17 protein-coding genes are annotated in these 17,794 nt (G+C 67.9%); 8 read left to right on the top strand and 9 right to left on the bottom strand.

Features of this window, described 5'->3' with window-relative positions; all coding sequences use genetic code 11:
* Positions 1-74 precede the first annotated feature (74 nt).
* Positions 75-1,451: a cytochrome P450 gene (locus C441_RS14835; RefSeq protein WP_007275813.1), complete on the top strand. Its 1,377-nt coding sequence runs from the start codon at positions 75-77 to the stop codon at positions 1,449-1,451.
* A 51-nt stretch (positions 1,452-1,502) separates the two neighbouring features.
* Here C441_RS14835 and C441_RS14830 read toward each other — a convergent pair whose 3' ends face one another.
* Positions 1,503-2,000, bottom strand: a complete 498-nt coding sequence (locus C441_RS14830; protein WP_004968776.1) for a 2'-5' RNA ligase family protein — start codon at positions 1,998-2,000, stop codon at positions 1,503-1,505.
* A 55-nt stretch (positions 2,001-2,055) separates the two neighbouring features.
* Positions 2,056-2,250, bottom strand: a complete 195-nt coding sequence (locus C441_RS14825) for a DUF7554 family protein (protein ID WP_004045037.1) — start codon at positions 2,248-2,250, stop codon at positions 2,056-2,058.
* A gap of 92 nt (positions 2,251-2,342) precedes the next feature.
* Here C441_RS14825 and C441_RS14820 point away from each other — a divergent pair, with 92 nt between their 5' ends.
* Positions 2,343-3,545 carry an SPFH domain-containing protein gene (locus C441_RS14820; protein WP_007275812.1) on the top strand — a complete coding sequence of 401 codons (1,203 nt, stop codon included), beginning with the start codon at positions 2,343-2,345 and terminating at the stop codon, positions 3,543-3,545.
* A 446-nt stretch (positions 3,546-3,991) separates the two neighbouring features.
* On the top strand, positions 3,992-4,486 hold the full coding sequence (locus C441_RS14810; protein ID WP_004968772.1) for an acyl-CoA thioesterase: 495 nt from the start codon (positions 3,992-3,994) through the stop codon (positions 4,484-4,486).
* A 19-nt stretch (positions 4,487-4,505) separates the two neighbouring features.
* Here the strand turns inward: C441_RS14810 and C441_RS14805 are convergent, their stop codons facing one another.
* From C441_RS14805 to uvrB, 4 genes are all read right to left on the bottom strand, one after another.
* On the bottom strand, positions 4,506-4,946 hold the full coding sequence (locus tag C441_RS14805; protein WP_007275810.1) for a universal stress protein: 441 nt from the start codon (positions 4,944-4,946) through the stop codon (positions 4,506-4,508).
* 68 nt (positions 4,947-5,014) lie between these two features.
* Entirely contained in the window at positions 5,015-6,097 is a 1,083-nt protein-coding gene (locus tag C441_RS14800; protein WP_007275809.1) for a sulfite exporter TauE/SafE family protein, read from the bottom strand.
* 408 nt (positions 6,098-6,505) lie between these two features.
* On the bottom strand, positions 6,506-6,925 hold the full coding sequence (locus C441_RS14795; RefSeq protein ID WP_007275808.1) for an NUDIX hydrolase: 420 nt from the start codon (positions 6,923-6,925) through the stop codon (positions 6,506-6,508).
* 6 nt (positions 6,926-6,931) lie between these two features.
* Positions 6,932-9,034: an excinuclease ABC subunit UvrB gene (uvrB, locus tag C441_RS14790; RefSeq protein WP_007275807.1), complete on the bottom strand. Its 2,103-nt coding sequence runs from the start codon at positions 9,032-9,034 to the stop codon at positions 6,932-6,934.
* Positions 9,035-9,122: 88 nt separating this feature from the next.
* On the opposite strand from uvrB, the gene C441_RS14785 reads away from it, so the two are divergent.
* Positions 9,123-9,392: a DUF7553 family protein gene (locus C441_RS14785; RefSeq protein WP_007275806.1), complete on the top strand. Its 270-nt coding sequence runs from the start codon at positions 9,123-9,125 to the stop codon at positions 9,390-9,392.
* Positions 9,393-9,529: 137 nt separating this feature from the next.
* Here the strand turns inward: C441_RS14785 and C441_RS14780 are convergent, their stop codons facing one another.
* On the bottom strand, positions 9,530-10,129 hold the full coding sequence (locus tag C441_RS14780; protein ID WP_007275805.1) for a hypothetical protein: 600 nt from the start codon (positions 10,127-10,129) through the stop codon (positions 9,530-9,532).
* A gap of 186 nt (positions 10,130-10,315) precedes the next feature.
* On the opposite strand from C441_RS14780, the gene C441_RS14775 reads away from it, so the two are divergent.
* On the top strand, positions 10,316-11,758 hold the full coding sequence (locus C441_RS14775; RefSeq protein ID WP_007275804.1) for a short-chain fatty acid transporter: 1,443 nt from the start codon (positions 10,316-10,318) through the stop codon (positions 11,756-11,758).
* Between the two features lie 53 nt (positions 11,759-11,811).
* On the opposite strand, the gene C441_RS14770 is transcribed toward C441_RS14775, so the two are convergent.
* Positions 11,812-12,672, bottom strand: coding sequence for a sulfurtransferase (locus C441_RS14770; RefSeq protein WP_004968763.1), 861 nt, complete (start codon positions 12,670-12,672; stop codon positions 11,812-11,814).
* A gap of 251 nt (positions 12,673-12,923) precedes the next feature.
* Here C441_RS14770 and C441_RS14765 point away from each other — a divergent pair, with 251 nt between their 5' ends.
* Entirely contained in the window at positions 12,924-13,700 is a 777-nt protein-coding gene (locus C441_RS14765) for a sulfurtransferase (protein ID WP_007275803.1), read from the top strand.
* A gap of 9 nt (positions 13,701-13,709) precedes the next feature.
* On the opposite strand, the gene C441_RS14760 is transcribed toward C441_RS14765, so the two are convergent.
* Positions 13,710-14,792: an AI-2E family transporter gene (locus tag C441_RS14760; protein ID WP_049920622.1), complete on the bottom strand. Its 1,083-nt coding sequence runs from the start codon at positions 14,790-14,792 to the stop codon at positions 13,710-13,712.
* 128 nt (positions 14,793-14,920) lie between these two features.
* On the opposite strand from C441_RS14760, the gene C441_RS14755 reads away from it, so the two are divergent.
* Positions 14,921-16,063, top strand: a complete 1,143-nt coding sequence (locus C441_RS14755) for a thiamine ABC transporter substrate-binding protein (RefSeq protein WP_007275801.1) — start codon at positions 14,921-14,923, stop codon at positions 16,061-16,063.
* Positions 16,064-16,072: 9 nt separating this feature from the next.
* Positions 16,073-17,794 carry an ABC transporter permease gene (locus tag C441_RS14750; protein WP_007275800.1) on the top strand — a complete coding sequence of 574 codons (1,722 nt, stop codon included), beginning with the start codon at positions 16,073-16,075 and terminating at the stop codon, positions 17,792-17,794.

Below are 17,794 nucleotides of genomic sequence, written 5' to 3'. Positions count from 1 at the left end.
GTCGCGCTCGCAGTCGGAGCGACAGCGACGGCGACCGCCGTGCGATTCTTACCTGTTCGAACCAACACAGGGTGATGAGTTCGACCCCTCCCGGACCGAAGGGCCTCCCGCTGTTCGGCGCGAGCAGACAGTACGCCCGCGACCCGTTCACGTTCCTGACGGCCGTCGCGGACGCCTACGGCGACGTGGTCCACTTCGACCTCGGCCCGCTCGACACGTACATGCTCACGAACCCGGCGGACGTCGAGACGGTGCTCGTGAGCGAGGCGTCGAAGTTCAGAAAGCCGCAGTTCCAAGACAGAGCCATCGGCGACCTGCTGGGCGACGGCCTGCTGATGAGCGAGGGGGCGACGTGGAAGAAACAGCGCCGCCTCGCCCAGCCGGCGTTCGACGTGCGGCGAATCTCGACGATGGCCGGTATGATGACCGACCGGACGGCGTCGATGCTGTCGTCGTGGGGCGACGGCGACGTGGTCGACGTGCAGTTGGAGATGGCGCGGCTGACCGTCGAGATAATCGTCGACGCCATGTTCGGCACCGACCTCGACGACGAGCGCGTCCGGCGGGTACAGGAGAACCTCGAACCGCTCGGCGCGCGGTTCGAACCCGACCCGCTTCGGTTCCTGACGCCCGACTGGGCGCCGACGCGGGAGAACCGCCAGTACAAGGAGGCGCTATCCGAACTCGAATCGCTCGTCTGGGACATCGTCGAGGAGCGCCGCGGGACCGAGTACGGCGAGACGCCGGCGTCGTCGGTGTCGGCCGGCGCGACGGGCGAGGAGGGGCCGATGGACCTGCTTTCGATTCTGCTCCGCGCCTACGACGAGGGCGAACAGACGGAGAAGAACCTCCGCGACGAGCTGATGACGATGCTCCTCGCGGGCCACGACACGACGGCGCTGACGCTGACGTACGCGTGGTATCTGCTCTCGCAACACCCCGAGGCGGAGGCGAAACTCCACCGCGAACTGGACGAGGTGCTCGACGGGCGGACGCCGACGTTCGAGGACGTGCGAGAACTGGAGTACACCGAGCGCGTGCTGAACGAGGCGATGCGGCTGTACCCGCCGGTGTACGTGATGTTCCGCGAGCCGAAGGTGGACGTTCGCCTCGGCGGTTACCGCGTCCCCGCGGGGTCGGCCATCATGCTCCCGCAGTGGGTCGTCCACCGCTCGGACCGGTGGTGGGACGACCCGCTTTCGTTCGACCCGGACCGCTGGGCGCCCGAGCGGACCGGCGACCGCCCGCGCTTCGCGTACTTCCCGTTCGGCGGGGGACCGCGCCACTGCATCGGCAAACACCTCTCGCTCCTCGAAGGGCGGCTCATCCTCGGCACCGTCGCCCAGCGGTACGAACTCGACTACGTGCGCGACGAGCCGTTTTCGCTCCGCGGGTCGCTGACGATGCACCCCGAAGAGCCGATGGGGATGCGGCTCCGGGCGCGCGACTGACGCGCGGACCGGCGGCTCGACGCGCCGTCGCTGGGAGTCGGGGGCTCGCGGTCAGGCAGGGAGCGAAATCGAGGCGGCGGTCTCGCGGAACGACGAGTCGTAGACGTCGAGCTGTGAGACGGTCCACTCGATGGGGTCGAGCGGCTGGCTTGCGACCGCGCGGGCGTCGGCGACGCTCCCGCCGCGGGCGAGCGTGACGTGCGGGACGTAGTCGTCGCCCTCGATACCCTCGATAGCGCCGAACTCGTCGGCGAGCGCGCGGTGCAGGTCGAGGAGGCCGGGGCTCTCGACCGCGAGGTAGACGACCGGCGCGGCCCCGCGCGGCGGGTCCTCGAAGAACCGGATGTCGGTCACGCGGGCCTCGAACGCCGGCTGGCCGGCGAGCGCGTGCCGCAACTGTTCGCGTAGGCGGTCGAGGTCGTCGTCTTCGAACCGCTTACAGACGAGCGTGTGCCGGTCGCGAACCCGGTCGAACGAGGCGAGGTACGGAAACAGGTCGGACGCGAGGCGGGCGACCCGCCCCGGAACCGGGACGTTCAGACTGTACACGCCCGTGTCTCACGCGAGAGACACAAAGGCGTATCGTCGTCGCCGCGGAGGGCGGTTAGATTCGGTCGAGGAGCCAGAGGACGATGAGCGCCGCGACGACGAGGCCCAAAAGCGGCTGGAGCGGGCCGAGCAACGCACCGAACAGCCCGAGCACCTCGCCGATGATTTCGAGGACGAGCCAGACGAGGACGAGCAGGAGGATGATTTTCAGCAGGTCCTCCACGTCGATTCGGCCGCGGTTCGTTCGCATACGGGGCCGTGGGGCGTTCGCGGACAAATAGCTGGTGGCCGGGTGGGGGAACAGCCGGGTAGCTTTATTCCGCCTCGGTGTCACTCTCCACCATGGACAGCCTGTTCTACCAACTCGGGAAGCTCTCGGCGTCCTCGTCGTCGTCCTCGTCGGGCGCGGCGCGGGTCGACAGCGAGCCCGGCCGAATCCCGCGGTGGCTCGGTCCCCTCGCGGTCGCGGTGGTCGTCTTCGGCCTCGCCGTCGTCGTCTTCCCCGTCACGCCGCTGACGCTCGCGGGCTACGTCGCCCTCGCGCTCGCCGTCGCCGCGGTGTACGACGCGGTCGAAATCGTGCAGGCGTACGAAAAGCGGACGCTGACGGTGTTCGGCGACTACAAGGGCATCCTCGAACCGGGGCTGAACGTCGTCCCGCCGTTCGTCTCGAAGACCTACCGCTTCGACATGCGGACCCAGACGCTGGACGTGCCCTCCCAAGAGGCCATCACGGAAGACAACTCGCCGGTCACGGCCGACGCCGTCGTCTACATCCGCGTGATGGACCCCGAACGCGCCTTCCTGCAGGTCGACAACTACCGCCGGGCCGTCTCGTTGCTCGCACAGACGACGCTCCGGGCCGCCCTCGGCGACATGGAACTCGACGACACACTGGCGCGACGCGACCACATCAACGCGCGCATCCGCCGGGAACTCGACGAGCCGACCGACGAGTGGGGCGTCCGCGTGGAGTCCGTCGAGGTCCGCGAGGTGAAGCCCTCGAAGGACGTCGAGAACGCGATGGAACAGCAGACCTCCGCCGAGCGCCGCCGCCGCGCCATGATTCTCGAAGCACAGGGCAAGCGTCGCTCCGCCGTCGAGAAAGCTCAGGGTGACAAGCAGTCGAACATCATCCGCGCGCAGGGCGAAAAGCAGTCCCAGATTCTCGAAGCGCAGGGTGACGCCATCTCGACGGTGCTTCGGGCCCGCGCGGCGGAGTCGATGGGCGAGCGCGCCATCATCGACAAGGGCATGGAGACGCTGGCGAACATCGGCACCTCACCGTCGACGACGTACGTCCTGCCGCAGGAACTCACGTCGCTTCTCGGTCGCTACGGGAAGGGGCTGAGCGGTTCCGATATACAGCAGGCCGCAGGCCTCGAAAGCAAGGCGTTCGACGAGGAGACCCGCGAACTCCTCGGTCTCGACGACATCAGCGAGATACTCGGTGAGCTGGACGGCATCGAGACGGCCGATATCTCCGCGGACGCGGTCGACATCGAAATCGAAGACGGCGGCGTCGAAACTGAACGCGTCGAGTGAGCGAAAAATCCGATACGCGAATCAGTCGGTGACCCGTTCGGCGCACCGGGGCCGGTACAGCGTCGTGGCCGGTCTGCGGGGGCGACCGACGTGGGTCCCGTCGTCCGGCCGTCGCGGTTCGGCGAGGCGCGAGGCGGACGTGAGACGGGAGACCGCTCGGTGCGTCGAGTTCGGGTCGCGGCTGATTCCCCACCCGTCCGGTCGAACGAGAGTCGGAACCTTCGGGAACGTCCCCCCGAACGCGGACGAGAGACGGGTGTCGGCGTCCCACCACCGGTCTGCGGTTCGCGCAGACACCGTACTAAACGGGATAAACACTATTAATCATCTAGGTCGTTGAAACGTCGAGCGACCCGCTAAACCCCCAACCCGAGCGATTAATCGCCTTTATTTCTAGTTTTTACGACGTAGAATAATTTAACCCCGCTCGTCACGGACCGTGTGGTATGCAACAGCAGTCGTCGGTCGGGACGCGGTCGCTGTCGGCGTCTCGCGCCGAGATGAGCGAGATTCTGATGCCCAACGACACGAACAACCTCGGGCGCGCCCTCGGGGGACGGATTTTGGAGTGGATGGACGTCTGCGGGGCCATCGCCGGCCGGCGCTTCGCCGAGCGGCAGGTGGTCACGGCGTCGATGGACCACGTGGACTTCCTCGCGCCCATCGACGTGGGCGACGTGGTGACCGTCGAGGCGTACGTCTTCGACACCGGTCGCACCAGCATGGACATCAAGGTCGACGTGACGGCCGAGCGCCCGAGCGAGGGCGACCGCCGCGAGACGCTCACCTCCTTTTTCACCTTCGTCGCGCTCGACGACGACGAGAAGCCGGTTCCGGTCCCGGACCTCGTCTGCGACTCCCAAGAGGAGCGCGAACTGCGCGACTCGGCGCTCCAGAAGCGCCGCGAGCACCGCGCCGCGCTGGCGGAAGAGTTCGAGTAGGGCGGCCCGCTCGCGGGTCTTATTCTTCGTCCGCCGCGCGGACGGTCAACACCGGCGCGTCGGACTGCCGGACGACGCGCTCGGTGACGGAGCCGACGAGGTAGTGGTCGAGGCCGGTGCGGCCGTGGGTCGCCATCACGACGAGGTCGATGTCGCCGTCGGCGGCGTAGTCGACGATAGTCGAGTGCGGGACGCCCTCCACGACGGTTCGTTCGGTCTCGACGCCGTCGGGAAGCGCCTCGATTGCGGCGTCGGCCGCTGACTCGGCGCGTTCGAGTTCTGACTTCTCCCACACGTCCGGCGCGATGCCGGCCGAGGGCGATTCGAAGCGGTTGCGCGAGTCGGCCACCGACAGCACGTGGACCGTCGCGCCGTAGGTCTCCGCGAGGGTCGCCGCGTGCTCGATGGTCGCGTCGGTCGCGTCACTGCCGTCGGTCGGAAGCAGGATGTGGTCGTACATGGGTGGACGTTCAGAATCGGGGACTGTGAAAGTGGTGCCAGCGAGGTGGTTCGGACGGGTCCGAGTCGTTAGATACCCAGCGCCATCAGGAACAGCGCGACCGAGATGACGGCGAAGAGGACGCCGACGAAGTTCTTGATGACGCTGGTCTCCAGCGCGTTCGACACGTAGGGAGCGATTTGGCCGCCGAGGACCGTCGCGGGGACGGTGAACACGACCATGTTCCACGGCGTCGTCGCGAGGCTCAGCGAGTGGCCGCCGACGAGGCCGCCGCCAAAGACGTGGACGAGCGACGCCAGAATGGCGGTCAGCGCGACGACGATGTGGTTCGTGCCGATGGCGACGCGGACGGGGACTTTCGTGCCGAGCATCGAGATGATGCCGAGTTCGCCGATACCGAAGCCGGCGAGACCCTGGAACATCCCGCCGACGCTGTAGTTGGCGAAGCGGCGCAGGTAGCCGCCGCGGGTGTAGGTGTAGTCGTCGCCCTCGCGGTCGACGCGGGTGACGGTCCCGTCGTCGGCCGTGTTGACGCCCGCGGGACCGAGCTTACCGGGGTCGTTGGGGAGGCTCGCGGAGACGCCGCCGTCGGTGGCCGCGGCGTGGTCGGAGCCCGACGAACCGTGGTCCTCGTGACCGAGGTCGGCGGTGAAAAGCAGGTACGACGCGGCGAGCAGTGCGATGCCGAGCAGTGCGTGGAACACCACGTCGGGGATGACGAACGACAGGAGCGCGCCGCCGACGACGAACGGAATCGACCCGCCGACGAGCGTCAGCGCCAGTCGACGGTCGACGAGGCCGTACTGGATGAAGGCGACGGCCGAACTGGAGAGGCCGAACGCCTCGCTGATGAGGCCCACCTTCACCAGCGTCGACGAGTCGAGCGGGTGCGCGAAGATGGGGAAGATGAAGATCAAGAACGGGACGAAGAGCGCCGACCCGCTGATGCCGACCGTGTTCACGATGGTCGCGCCGGTGAGGAACACCGGGAACAGCCACCAGTACTGGAGCCAGTACTCCATGCCTGCACCCGACGGCGTCGGTGCCATGGTCAACACCGAGGCGAGGAACAGCAGGGGAGCGATGAACACGAGGATGTGTTGGTACTTCAGGAACGACTTCTGGACGTGACTGAGAGACTGAGAGCTCATGGTTCTCGTTGTTGTCAGTACGCAGTAGCGTCCGCGTGCACTCGCGTGGAGTGACGCGTCGAAAACAGCCCGTTTGCCGAGTCACCAGCGGCACCGACCCGCGCGTGTTCACCATCTCCCGAGGATGCGACCGCGTCGCACACCGGATGGACCGGCGTGCGGTGGTCGCCCGAACTGTCGAGCACGGAGTGCTCGAATCCGCGGACCATTCAGGTAATGCCTCCGTTGGGGTAGGCGTGGTGAACGGTGTGGGTTGCAGGCTCGTCCGCCGAGGTGCGGATCACGGTGGAACAGGCATAGCGAGGTCGGAGTAATAAGTCTTGATGTCGGCCCACCATTTTGGGTACTGTCCACACACCGACGCGCGTCGAAAAACCAGTAACATGTGTTTCTATCCAAAATCTGTGTTCACTCGTTGAGTTCGAATGCCCGTCTGACCAGCGCCCGTTCGGTCTCGTACGTCAGCCGGTCGAGGGCTTCGGCGGGGGTGACCCACCGGCGCGCGTCGACCTCGCCGCCGGGTTCGAACGGGTGCTCGGCGGCGACGCGCATGTGCCAGACGAACACGCCCTTCGGGCCGCTCCGTGTCCCGGCGTCGTCGGGGACGCGGTACTCGTAGCGCCCGGCGAAGCCGCCGCAGTCGACCGCACAGCGCGTCTCCTCGCGGACCTCTCTGACGGCGGTCTCGACCAGCGTCTCGCCGGGTTCGAGCTTTCCCTTCGGGAGCGACCAGTCGCCGTAGCGCGGCCGGTGGACCAGACAGAGTCGGCCGTCGTCGCGGCGGAGAAGCCCGCCGGCCGCGAACGTCAGCGTTGGGGGTCGAGACACGGCCGGTCAGAACTCGTCGGGCGGTGCGAGGCCGCCGTCGCCGTCGCCGTCGCCGTCGTGTTCGTCGGGGTACTCGGGCGCGACACCGTCTTCGAGCGCGTCCACGTCGAACTCGCGGCGGAGCGTCTGGATGCGGTCGCGGATGTCGGCGGCGAGTTCGAATTCGAGGTTGTCGGCGGCCTCCTGCATCCGGTCTTCGAGGAAGGCTATCTGTTCGACCGCCTCGTCGGCGTCGGCGGGTTCGTCGCCGGAGACGCCGCGGGTGTCGGTCTTGCTCCCCGGCAGGTTCGTCTCGCCGACCTCCTTTTCGATGGTCGTCGGGGTGTAGCCGTGTTCCTCGTTGAACGCCTGTTGGATGCGCCGGCGGCGCTGTGTCTCGGAGATGGCGGCCTCCATCGCGTCGGTCATCTCGTCGGCGTAGAGCACGACCTCGCCGTTGACGTTGCGGGCGGCGCGGCCCATCGTCTGGACGAGCGTGGTCTCCGAGCGCAGGAAGCCCTGCTGGTCGGCGTCGAGGATGGCGACGAGCGACACCTCGGGGATGTCGAGGCCCTCCCGGAGGAGGTTGATGCCGACGAGCACGTCGATGTCGCCGAGGCGGAGCGACCGGATGAGTTCGTGGCGTTCGAGCGTGTCGGTCTCGTCGTGCATGTAGGCCACGTCGACGCCGGCCTCTTCGAGGTACTCAGTGAGGTCCTCGGCCATCCGCTTCGTGAGCGTCGTGACGAGCACGCGCTCGTCGCGGTCGACGCGCTCGTCGATGCGGGCCATCAGGTCGTCGACCTGCCCGGTCGCCTCCGTCACCTCGACTCTCGGGTCCACGAGGTGGGTCGGCCGGACGATTTGCTCGACGATTTGGTCGGAGTGCTCGCGCTCGTAGTCGCCGGGCGTCGCGGAGACGAAAAGCGCCTGTCCGACGGTCTCTTCGAACTCCTCGAAGGTCAGCGGGCGGTTGTCGTAGGCCGTCGGCAGGCGGAAGCCGTTTTCGACAAGCGAGTCCTTTCGGGACTTGTCGCCGGCGTACTGGCCCTTTATCTGCGGGAGCGTGACGTGCGACTCGTCGATGACGGTGAGGAAGTCGTCGGGGAAGTAGTCGAGGAGGGTGTAGGGCGCGTCGCCCGGCTCGCGGTCCGAGAGGTGGACCGAGTAGTTCTCGATGCCGGAGCAGTGGCCCGTCTCGCGGAGCATCTCGATGTCGAAGGTGGTGCGCTCTTCGATGCGCTGGGCGGCCACGAGGTCGCCCTGTCGCTGGAAGTGCTTCACCCGCTGTTCCATCAGCTCCTCGATTTCGGAGATTGCGCCTTCGAGCTGTGCTTCGGGGATTGAGTAGTGTTCCGCCGGGTGGACGAGCACCGCCGGCTCCGACGACTTCACCTCGCCCGCAAGCGGGTCGAGCTTCAGCATCCGGTCGATTTCGTCGCCCCAGAACTCGATGCGGACGGCGTAGCGGCCGTACATCGGGAACACCTCGACGGTGTCGCCGCGGACGCGGAACGTCCCCTGCCGGAAGTCCACGTCGTTGCGCTCGTAGTTGAGGTCGACGAGCGCGCCGAGCAGTTCGTCGCGGTCCATCCCCTGGCCGACCTCCAGTCGGAGGGACAGGTCGGTGTAGTTCTTCGGGTCGCCGAGGCCGTAGATGGCCGACACCGAGGCGACGACGATGACGTCGTCGCGGGTGAGAAGCGACCGGGTCGCGGAGTGGCGGAGCCGGTCGATTTCCTCGTTTATCGACATGTCCTTGTCGATGTAGGTGTCGGTTTGTTCGATGTAAGCTTCGGGTTGATAATAGTCATAGTACGATACGAAATATTCGACCGCGTTGTCGGGGAACAGCCCCTTGAACTCCTCGTACAGCTGGGCGGCGAGGGTCTTGTTGTGCGCGAGGACGAGCGTCGGCTTCTGAATCTCCTCGACGACCCACGAGACGGTGTTGGTCTTGCCGGAGCCGGTGACACCGAGCAGGGTCTGTACGTCGGCGCCCTCGCGGAAGCCGCGGGCAAGCGCCTCGATTGCCTCGGGCTGGTCGCCCGCGGGGTCGAAGGGGGCGTCGACGCGGAATTCGCGGTCTGCGTCGGGTCTGTCGGCGGACAGGGGACCGGACTCGCTCATTGCCCGTCCTTGGGCCGCGGCGTACTTGAGCGAGGCGGTGCTTGTCGCCGGAGGAACGGTTTTGGGGCGGGCTGTCGAACGTTCCTGTATGACCCGAGCCGAACTCGAACGCGCGAGCAACCTGCTCAAGGAAGCCGCCGAGGCGACCGACGGCGACGTACAGGAGCGACTCTACGAACAGTCCGACCAGCTGGCGAAGCTGGCGACGCGCGAGCAGGGACCGGACCACGGGCGACTCGCCCGGCACATGACGGTCCTCCACGACCTCGCCGAGGACCTCGACGGCGACGTCGCCGAGACGGTCCGCGAGGCCCGAAGCGAGGTCCTCGAATACCGCAAGGGCGTCCCCGGCGTCTGACGACCGGCTGACAAACCCCTTCGTTTCTACTGGAACTCACCCGTTACGCCGCCAGTCGGCGCTGTCGGCACTCGGTGAGCGAAGACGGATTTCGCGCCGAGCGGGTCGCCCCGCGACCCCGGATATGAAAAAGCGAGTCAGCAGACGTTCTTCGGCTTGACGCCCATGCCTTCCAGCGTCTCGACGTACTCGTCGTAGGCGGCTTCGACCACCGCGTCGGCGGCCTCGCGGGCGACGGCGTCGTCTTCGACGAGGTCGGAGACGGCGGCTCCGAGCGCGTCGAGTTGGTCGTTGAGGTCGGACTTGAGCGTGCGGAAGTCGTTTGCGGCCATCGGGTCCGCGTCGCCGACGAAGAAGCCGACCATCTGCTCGACGGTCTTCAGCGACACGAGCGCGCGGGCGAGCGCGCCGCCGAGGCGGCCGTCGGTCGTCTCGAACTCGGCGAGCACGTCGTAGACGTTCGGCTTCGACCCGTCCGGCTCCGCGTCGACGGTGTCGGCGTGGTCGCGGGCGGTGTCGGCGAGGTCCGAAAAGAGCGCGGCGGCCTCGTCGTTCGGTTCGTCGTCGGCCCACCAGTCGAACAGGTCGGCGGCGGCGGCGGCCTCGGCGGCGGCGGCCGCGCGGACCGCGTCGCCGTCCATCTCGCCGCCGGTGACGGCGTACAGCGCCTTCGAGGAGCCGAGTCGGGAAAGCGGCGTCTCGTGGTCGTCGCGGAGGGTGTCGAGGAGTTCGGTCATACGGCCCCGTATGGTCGTCTCGGGTTTGTACCCATCGGCGGCGGCGAGTCCGGCTCGAGTCTGCGACGGGCGAGGAGGTGACTGGCAAGTCGCCCGCCGAGTCGGCCGGTTCATGACATCCAACCGAGCCGAACCCGTTCGAATATTAAACATTATGTATTGTATTATCATGAAATAACTCGGGCTATGACAAACGCTATCAGGCAGGCGGCGGAGCGCAGTTCGAAACTGGTCGAACAGTACCTCCCCGACGCGTTTCTGTTCGCCATCATTCTGACGGGCGTGGCGTTCGTGCTGGCGCTGGTATCGGTCGCGCCGGGCGAGGGGACCGGCGTCGTCGGACACGCCGGAAACCTGCTTCTCGACGGCTGGTACGGCGGCTTCTGGAACCTGCTTTCGTTCGGGATGCAGATGACGCTCATCCTGATGACGGGCTACGCGCTCGCGCAGACGAAGCCCGTGGACTGGCTCCTGACGCGGCTCGCGCGCGTCCCGAACACGGAGCGCGGCGCGGCCGCGATGGTTCCGGTCGTCGCCGCCGCGGCGTCGTTCGTCCACTGGGGGCTGGGCCTCGTCGTCGGGGCGCTTTTCGCCCGGAAGATAGCGACCGAGATGCGCGGCATCGACTTCCCCATCGTCGTCGCCGGCGCGTACTCCGGGTTCGTCGTCTGGCACGGCGGCCTCGCGGGGTCGATTCCGCTCCTGTTGAACACCGAGGATAACTTCCTCATCGAAGCGGGCATCCTCGACACGACGTTCGGCACCGGCGGGACCATCTTCACGGTCGCCAACCTCGCGTTGGTCGTCGCGGTCGGCTTCCTCTTCCTGCCGGCGCTGTTCGCGCTCATGTACCCGACCGACGAGACGAAGAAGACGCCGATCGACCCCGCGGAGTTCGAGGCGGCGACCGACGGCGGCGAGCAGACGACGAGCGGATGGGCCTCCACGGCCGTCCCCGAGGACGCCTCGCTCGCGACGCGCATCGAGCACTCGCTCGGCATCGGCGTGGCAATCGGCCTCGTCGGCCTGCTCGCGGTCGCGCTGTACTTCTTCGAGGGCGTGCAGAACGGGACGATGCCGTGGAACAACCTCAACCTGAACATCGTCAACTTCGGCTTCCTCTTTCTCGGCCTGCTGTTCCACGGGACGCCCAAGGCGTACATCGAGGCCATCGTCGAGGCCGTCGAGAACGTCTGGGGCATCATCCTCCAGTTCCCGTTCTACGCGGGCATCATGGGCATTATGGCCTACGCGCCCGAGGGGTCGGTCAGCCTCGCCACGCAGATCGCACAGGGCATGGTCGCCGTCGCGCCCGACGGGACGCTCCCGGCCTTCGCCTTCTTCACCGCCGGCCTCGTGAACTTCTTCGTCCCCTCCGGCGGTGGCGAGTGGGCCGTCATCGGCGAGACGCTCGTCACGGCCGCGAAGGCGTCCGGCGAGTCCATCCCGCGGGTCGCCGTCGCCGCCTCGTGGGGCGACGCGTGGACGAACATGATTCAGCCCTTCTGGGCCATCCCGCTTCTCTCCATCAGCGGCCTGTCGGTCCGCGACATCATGGGCTACTGCGTGATGGTGCTTCTCGGCGCGGGCGTGCTCGTCGCCGTCGGCATCAGCGTCCTCCCGATGTAAGCCGCAAAAAGAACCGTACGGTCGGTCTCGAAACGAACTGAGGCCGAGGCGGCTCAGTTACCCTTCTCGACGGGCGCGCCGACGAGGTTGCCCCACTCCGTCCACGAGCCGTCGTAGTTGGTGACGTTCTCGTAGCCGAGGAGTTCGTGGAGGGCGAACCACGCGATGGACGACCGCTCGCCGATGCGGCAGTAGGCGATGGTGGACTCGTCGCCTTCGATGCCCTGGTCCGCGTAGAGGTCGCGGAGTTCGTCGGCGGACTTGAAGGTGCCGTCGTCGTTGACGGTCGCGGCCCACGAGATGTTGCTCGCGCCGGGGATGTGGCCGCCGCGCTGGGCGGTCTCCTGCAGTCCCGGGGGCGCGAGAATCTCGCCGGAGAACTCCTCGGGCGAGCGAACGTCGACGAGGGGAAGGCCCTTGTCGACCGCCTTCTCGACGTCGTCGCGGTACGCGCGGATGTCCTCGAAGGGACCCTTGGCGGTGTAGTCTCGCTCCGGGAAGGACGGGACTTCGTCGGTCGTCGGATAGTCGTTGTCGACCCAGTAGTCGCGGCCGCCGTTCATCAGGTGAACGTCCTCGTGGCCGTAGTACTTGAACTGCCAGTAGGTGTAGGCGGCGAACCAGTTGGAGTTGTCGCCGTAGAGGACGACCGTGGAGTCCTCGGAGATGCCGTGCGAGCCGAGGAGGTCCTCGAAGTCCTCCTTGGTCAGCACGTCGCGGGTCGTCTGGTCCTGCAGTTGGGACTCCCAGTTGAACCCGATGGCACCGGGGGCGTGACTCTCGTCGTACGCCTCGGTGTCCACGTCCACTTCGACGAGTCGGTACGCCGCGTCGTCGCTCTGGAACTCGTCGAGGTGGCTCTCCACCCAGTCCGCAGAGACGAGTACGTCCTTCGCGTAATCGGAGTTTGACATCGCGTTTCCCCGTACAACAGGAAGACCCATAACTCTCACAGCGACGGCATGTACGGCCTGACCTCGGGTGATGCGGCAATATTGACCTACATATGGCGGGGGAGACGGCGAAAGCGACTCGGAGAACAACCGTCACGCGCTATCTGAGTCCGGTATCCGACGGAACCAGCAACAACGTCCGCTACCCCGGACACGTGGCGAGGGGTGTGAGGAGGGGCGGACCTAAATCCGCGGCCCGGAAACGTGGGGTCATGGTAGACGTGGTCTCTTCGGATTGGCTCGCGGACCGGCTCGGCGACGTGCGCGTCGTGGACGTGCGCGACGGCTGGGAGTTCGACGGCATCGGGCACCTCCCCGGCGCGGTCTCGATACCGTTCGACAGCTTCCGGAGCGCCGACGGCGACGTGGGGATGCTCCCCGGCCGCGACGCGTGGACCGACCTCCTGTCGGGCGCGGGTATCGCGGCCGACGACGACGTGGTCGCCTACGACGACACCCACGGCGTGTTCGCGGCCCGCTTTCTCGTGACCGCGCTCCTCTACGGGCACGACCCCGACAGGCTCCACCTCCTCGACGGCGACTTCAGCGCGTGGAACCGCGAGCGCGAGACGACGACGGAGGCGACCGAGGTCGCGGAGACGGTCTACGAGATAACCGAACCGGCCGAGACGCCGCTCGTGGACTTCGAGGCGGTCGAGGCCGCGCTCGACGACCCCGAGACAGTCACCGTGGACACCCGCGACCCCGCGGAGTACGAGGAGGGGCACCTCCCCGGCGCGGTCAACGTCGACTGGCGCGAGCTCGTCGACGACGAGACGCGCGGGCTGAAGCCGCGGGACGAACTCGACTCGATTCTGGAGGCCGCGGGCGTCACCCCGGACCGGCGGGTCGTCCTCTACTGCAACACCGCCCGGCGCATCAGCCACACCTACGTCGTGCTCTCGCATCTCGGCTACGACGACGTGGCGTTCTACGAGGGCAGTCTCACCGAGTGGGAGGCCCGCGACGGCGCGGTCGTCGAGGACTGACGAGCAGGGTCACGACTGGAGCGAGTCGGCGGCGTCACCGCCCTCGGTCCCGGCGGTTCCGTCGCTCTCGTCGCCATCGTCGCCGCCCCCACCGACGCCGCCACCCCCATCGACGCGTAACTCCGCGCCGAGCAGGTCCACGGACTCGACGAGGAGCGCGACGACGAGCGGGCCGGCGATGATGCCGACCGGGCCGAGGCTGAGCAGGCCGCCGACGAAGCCGACGAAGTAGAGGCTCCCCGGCAGGTCGGCGGTCTCCTTGGCGAGCCGCGGGCGAATCAGGATGTCCGGGAGCCACGCGACCGCGAAGCCGCCGACGGCGACGACGAGCGCGGCGGCGACGAGGTCGCCGACGGCGACGTGGTAGGCCGCCATCGCCGCGAGCAGGACGCTCGGGCCGACGATGGGGATGAACTGGAGGACGGCCGCGACCGTCGCGAGCGTGACGACGTAGTCGTAGCCGAGCGCCCAGAAGACGACGAGGCCGATGGCGAACGTGCCGACGGCGGTCGCCGCCTGCAGGACGTAGATGGCGAACAGCGTCTCGCGGGCCCGCTCGTTGAGCGCCGTCGCCGCGTCCCGGTAGTCGGCCGGGACCAGCGCGAGGAGCGTTCGGCCGACGGCGTCGCCGCTGAGGAGGAGCGCGAACACGAGGAAGCCGAACAGCGTGAGCTTGATGAGCACCACGGGCGCGGCGGTGGCGGCGGCGCGGCCGACCGACTGGAGCAGGCCGAGGCCGACCGCGACCACGTCGTCCAGCGTCACCGTCTCGACCATCCCGAGGAACTCGACGGTCACCACGTCGGGAAGGAGCGCCGCGAGTTCGAGGATGTCGCTCAGCCGGAGAAAGAGGATGACGAAGAGCGGCGCGAGCACGACGACGACGCCGACCGCCGCGACGACGGTGGCGGCGAGGCTGGCGACCCACCGGGAGGCCCCGCGCGCTTCGAGGCCTCGCCTGAGCGGGACGAGCAGGTAGGCGACGGTGATGGCGAAAAACACCGTCGCCAGCACGTTCGCGAGCATGACCGCCGCGAGGAGCGCAAAGAGGGCGAGCACGCCGCCGAAGACGTACGGACGAGAAGCAGTCACCTCCGATGATACTCCGGCAGAGGGTAAAGTCGTTCTCCCGCGACGAGGCTCGAAACCGACGGTTTCGGCCGGGTACCGCCCCGGGAACATCACTCCCGTTAAGTACCACAGAGTACAACAACCGAGTAATGAGACGACGTAGCTTCCTGAAGGCCGCGGGGGCGGGAGGCGTCTCCGCGCTCCTCGCCGGCTGTGCCGGGACCGGCGGCGACGAGGCGACGACCGAGGCCTCGGGCGACGCGACCGAGACGACAACGACGACCCAAGGGACGACCACGGGCGGCGAGTCGCCGACGCTCACCGTCGGCACCTACGGCTCGTTCGTCGACGCGCCGAGTTCGAGTCCCGGGCCGTGGCTGAAAGAGGCGTTCGAGTCCGAGTTCGACGCGACCCTTGAGTGGCAGACGCCCGACTCGGGCGTGAACTACTACATCGAGCGCGCCCTCCGGGGCGTCGAGTCCGGCGCGGACCTCTACGTCGGCCTCGACGCGCAGATGCTCGTCCGCATCGACGAGAACCTCGACGACGCGCTGTTTTCGCCCGCCGAGGGGCTGTCCCGACTCGGCGACGTGAACGAGCAGTTGAACTTCGACCCGCAGGGCCGCGCGGTCCCCTACGACACGGGCTACATCTCGCTCGTCTACGACGAGACCTACGGCGACGGCGACGGAGACTTCGTCGCCCCCGAGACGTTCGACGGCCTGCTGGAGTCCGAGTACGCGGGCGCGCTCCTCGCGCAGAACCCCACGTCGTCGGCGACGGGACAGGCGTTCTTACTCCACACCATCGACGCCAAGGGCGAAGACGGCTACCTCGACTACTGGGCGAGCCTGAAGGAAAACGACGTGCGCGTCCTCGGCAACTGGGAGGACTCCTACAACGCCTACTCGAACGGGGAGGCCCCGATGGTCGTCTCGTACTCGACCGATCAGGTGTACGCCGCCGAGTCCGGCGAGGACATGGCGAGACACCAGATTCGCTTCCTGAACGACGAGGGCTACGCCAACCCCGAGGGGATGGCCCCCTTCGCCGACGCGTCGAACCCCGACCTCGCCGCCGAATTCATGGACTTCGTGCTCCGGCCCGAGGTGCAGGCCGAAATCGCCGTCCGCAACGTCCAGTTCCCGGCGACGACCACCGCGGAACTCCCCGAGGAGTTCGCGCAGTACGCCCAAGAGCCGCCGGAAGCCGTCACGTTCTCCTACGACCGGCTTCAGAACAACCTGAGTGACTGGACCGACGCGTGGGCCCGCGAGTTCGCCAGCAAGTGAGGTGAGCCGGTGAGCCGCGTCTCGGCCTCGGTTCGACGGGCCGCCCGCGCCCTCGAACAGCGACTGCTCACCCTCGTCGCGGCGCTCACCGCCGTCGTCCTTCTGGTCCTGTTTTACTACCCCGTCGCCACCGTCTTCGCCGACGCCGTCCTCGCCGACGGCCGACTCACTGTCGAACCCATCGCGGCGGTGCTGACGAGCGAGTTCTACCTCGTCGACATCATCTGGTTCACGGCGAAGCAGGCGTTCTACTCGACGCTCGCCAGCCTCGCGCTCGGCCTCCCCGCCGCGTGGCTGTTCGCCCGCTTCGAGTTCCGCGGCCGCGAGACGCTCCGCTCTCTCACCATCCTCCCGTTCGTCATGCCCTCCATCATGGTCGCCATCGGCTTCGTGGCGACGTTCGGCCGCAACGGGACGCTGAACCGCGCGCTCTCCCTCGTCGGCCTGCCGCCGGTCGAACTGCTGTTCACGCTCGAAGCCATCATCGTCGCCCACGCGTTCTACAACGCCCCGCTCGTCGCCCGCGTCGTCACCGCGGCGTGGGAGAGCGTGGACGCCCGAACCGTCGAGACCGCCCGCTCGCTCGGCGCGGGCCCGCGGCGGGCCTTCCGCGACGTGGTCCTCCCGCAACTCCTGCCGTCTATCGGCGTCGGCGCGACGCTGACGTTCATCTTCACCTTCGCGTCGTTCCCCATCGTCCTCGCGCTCGGCGGCTTCCAACTGGCGACCATCGAGGTGTTCGTCTACTCGCGGGTGCGAGACCTCGCGTACGCCGAGGCCGCCAGCCTCGCGGTCGTCGAGACGGCCGTCTCCATCACGCTGACCGCCGTCTACCTCCGATACGAGGCGAGCCAGCGGTCCGCCGGCGGCGCGGCGAACCCGCTTCCCCGGCGCTCGGTCCTCCCGTCCGACTGGACGCCGAAATCGACGCTCCGGACGGTCGGTATCGCCGGCTACGCCCTCGTCGTCGGACTGGTGTTCGTCGTCCCCATCGCCAGCATGGTGCTGGCGAGCGTCACCGGCGGCGACGGCGGCTTCACCCTCGCCAACTACGCCTTCCTCGCCGAGCGGCAGGCGACCGGCGCGAGCTTTCAGGTCAAGCCCCTCCCGGCCATCCTGAACTCGCTGGGCTTCGCCGCGGGGACGCTCGTCGTGGCCGTCCCGATGGGCGTGACGATGGCCGTCCTCACGACCCGCCGGTACCGCGGGCGCGGCCTCATCGACGTGCTCTCGATGGCCCCCTTCGCCGTCTCGGGCATCGTCGTCGGCCTCGGCCTGCTCCGCGGCCTCGTCTTCGGCGTCGACGTGCTGGGGACGCGAATCCGCGTCACCGGCGCGCTCGCCATCGTCGCCGCCCACGCCGTCGGCGCGTACCCCTTCGTCACCCGGAACGTCGCGCCGCTTTTCGCCCGGCTCGACGGCCGGCTCGTGGAGTCCGCGCGGTCGCTCGGCGCGACCAGAACCCGCGCGCTCGTCGACATCGAACTGCCGCTCGTCTGGACCGGCGTCGTCGCGGGCGCGGCGTTCGCCGTCGCCATCAGCATCGGCGAGTTCGACTCGACCATCATCCTCGCGGAGGGGGCGGGGAGCTACACGATGCCCGTCGCCGTCGAGCGGTTCCTCGGCCGGCGGCTCGGCCCCGCGACGGCGATGGGCTGTCTCCTGCTTCTCGTCACGTCCGCCAGCTTCCTCGTCGTGGACCGCTTCGGCGGCCGGTGGGGCGAGCTGTGA

The organism is Haloferax sulfurifontis ATCC BAA-897 (genome assembly GCF_000337835.1).
Classification (GTDB): domain Archaea; phylum Halobacteriota; class Halobacteria; order Halobacteriales; family Haloferacaceae; genus Haloferax; species Haloferax denitrificans.
The sequence above is the reverse complement of the archived record's forward strand: the minus strand, read 5'-3'. Positions and strand labels throughout refer to the sequence as shown.

Excerpts from the sequence above, each read along its gene's own strand:
- C441_RS14835 (WP_007275813.1), top strand. The coding sequence starts at position 75 with ATGAGTTCGACCCCTCCCGGACCGAAGGGCCTCCCGCTGTTCGGCGCG.
- C441_RS14825 (WP_004045037.1), bottom strand. The coding sequence starts at position 2,250 with ATGCGAACGAACCGCGGCCGAATCGACGTGGAGGACCTGCTGAAAATC.
- C441_RS14820 (WP_007275812.1), top strand. The coding sequence starts at position 2,343 with ATGGACAGCCTGTTCTACCAACTCGGGAAGCTCTCGGCGTCCTCGTCG.
- C441_RS14810 (WP_004968772.1), top strand. The coding sequence starts at position 3,992 with ATGCAACAGCAGTCGTCGGTCGGGACGCGGTCGCTGTCGGCGTCTCGC.
- C441_RS14805 (WP_007275810.1), bottom strand. The coding sequence starts at position 4,946 with ATGTACGACCACATCCTGCTTCCGACCGACGGCAGTGACGCGACCGAC.
- C441_RS14800 (WP_007275809.1), bottom strand. The coding sequence starts at position 6,097 with ATGAGCTCTCAGTCTCTCAGTCACGTCCAGAAGTCGTTCCTGAAGTAC.
- uvrB (WP_007275807.1), bottom strand. The coding sequence starts at position 9,034 with ATGAGCGAGTCCGGTCCCCTGTCCGCCGACAGACCCGACGCAGACCGC.
- C441_RS14785 (WP_007275806.1), top strand. The coding sequence starts at position 9,123 with ATGACCCGAGCCGAACTCGAACGCGCGAGCAACCTGCTCAAGGAAGCC.
- C441_RS14780 (WP_007275805.1), bottom strand. The coding sequence starts at position 10,129 with ATGACCGAACTCCTCGACACCCTCCGCGACGACCACGAGACGCCGCTT.
- C441_RS14775 (WP_007275804.1), top strand. The coding sequence starts at position 10,316 with ATGACAAACGCTATCAGGCAGGCGGCGGAGCGCAGTTCGAAACTGGTC.
- C441_RS14770 (WP_004968763.1), bottom strand. The coding sequence starts at position 12,672 with ATGTCAAACTCCGATTACGCGAAGGACGTACTCGTCTCTGCGGACTGG.
- C441_RS14765 (WP_007275803.1), top strand. The coding sequence starts at position 12,924 with ATGGTAGACGTGGTCTCTTCGGATTGGCTCGCGGACCGGCTCGGCGAC.
- C441_RS14755 (WP_007275801.1), top strand. The coding sequence starts at position 14,921 with ATGAGACGACGTAGCTTCCTGAAGGCCGCGGGGGCGGGAGGCGTCTCC.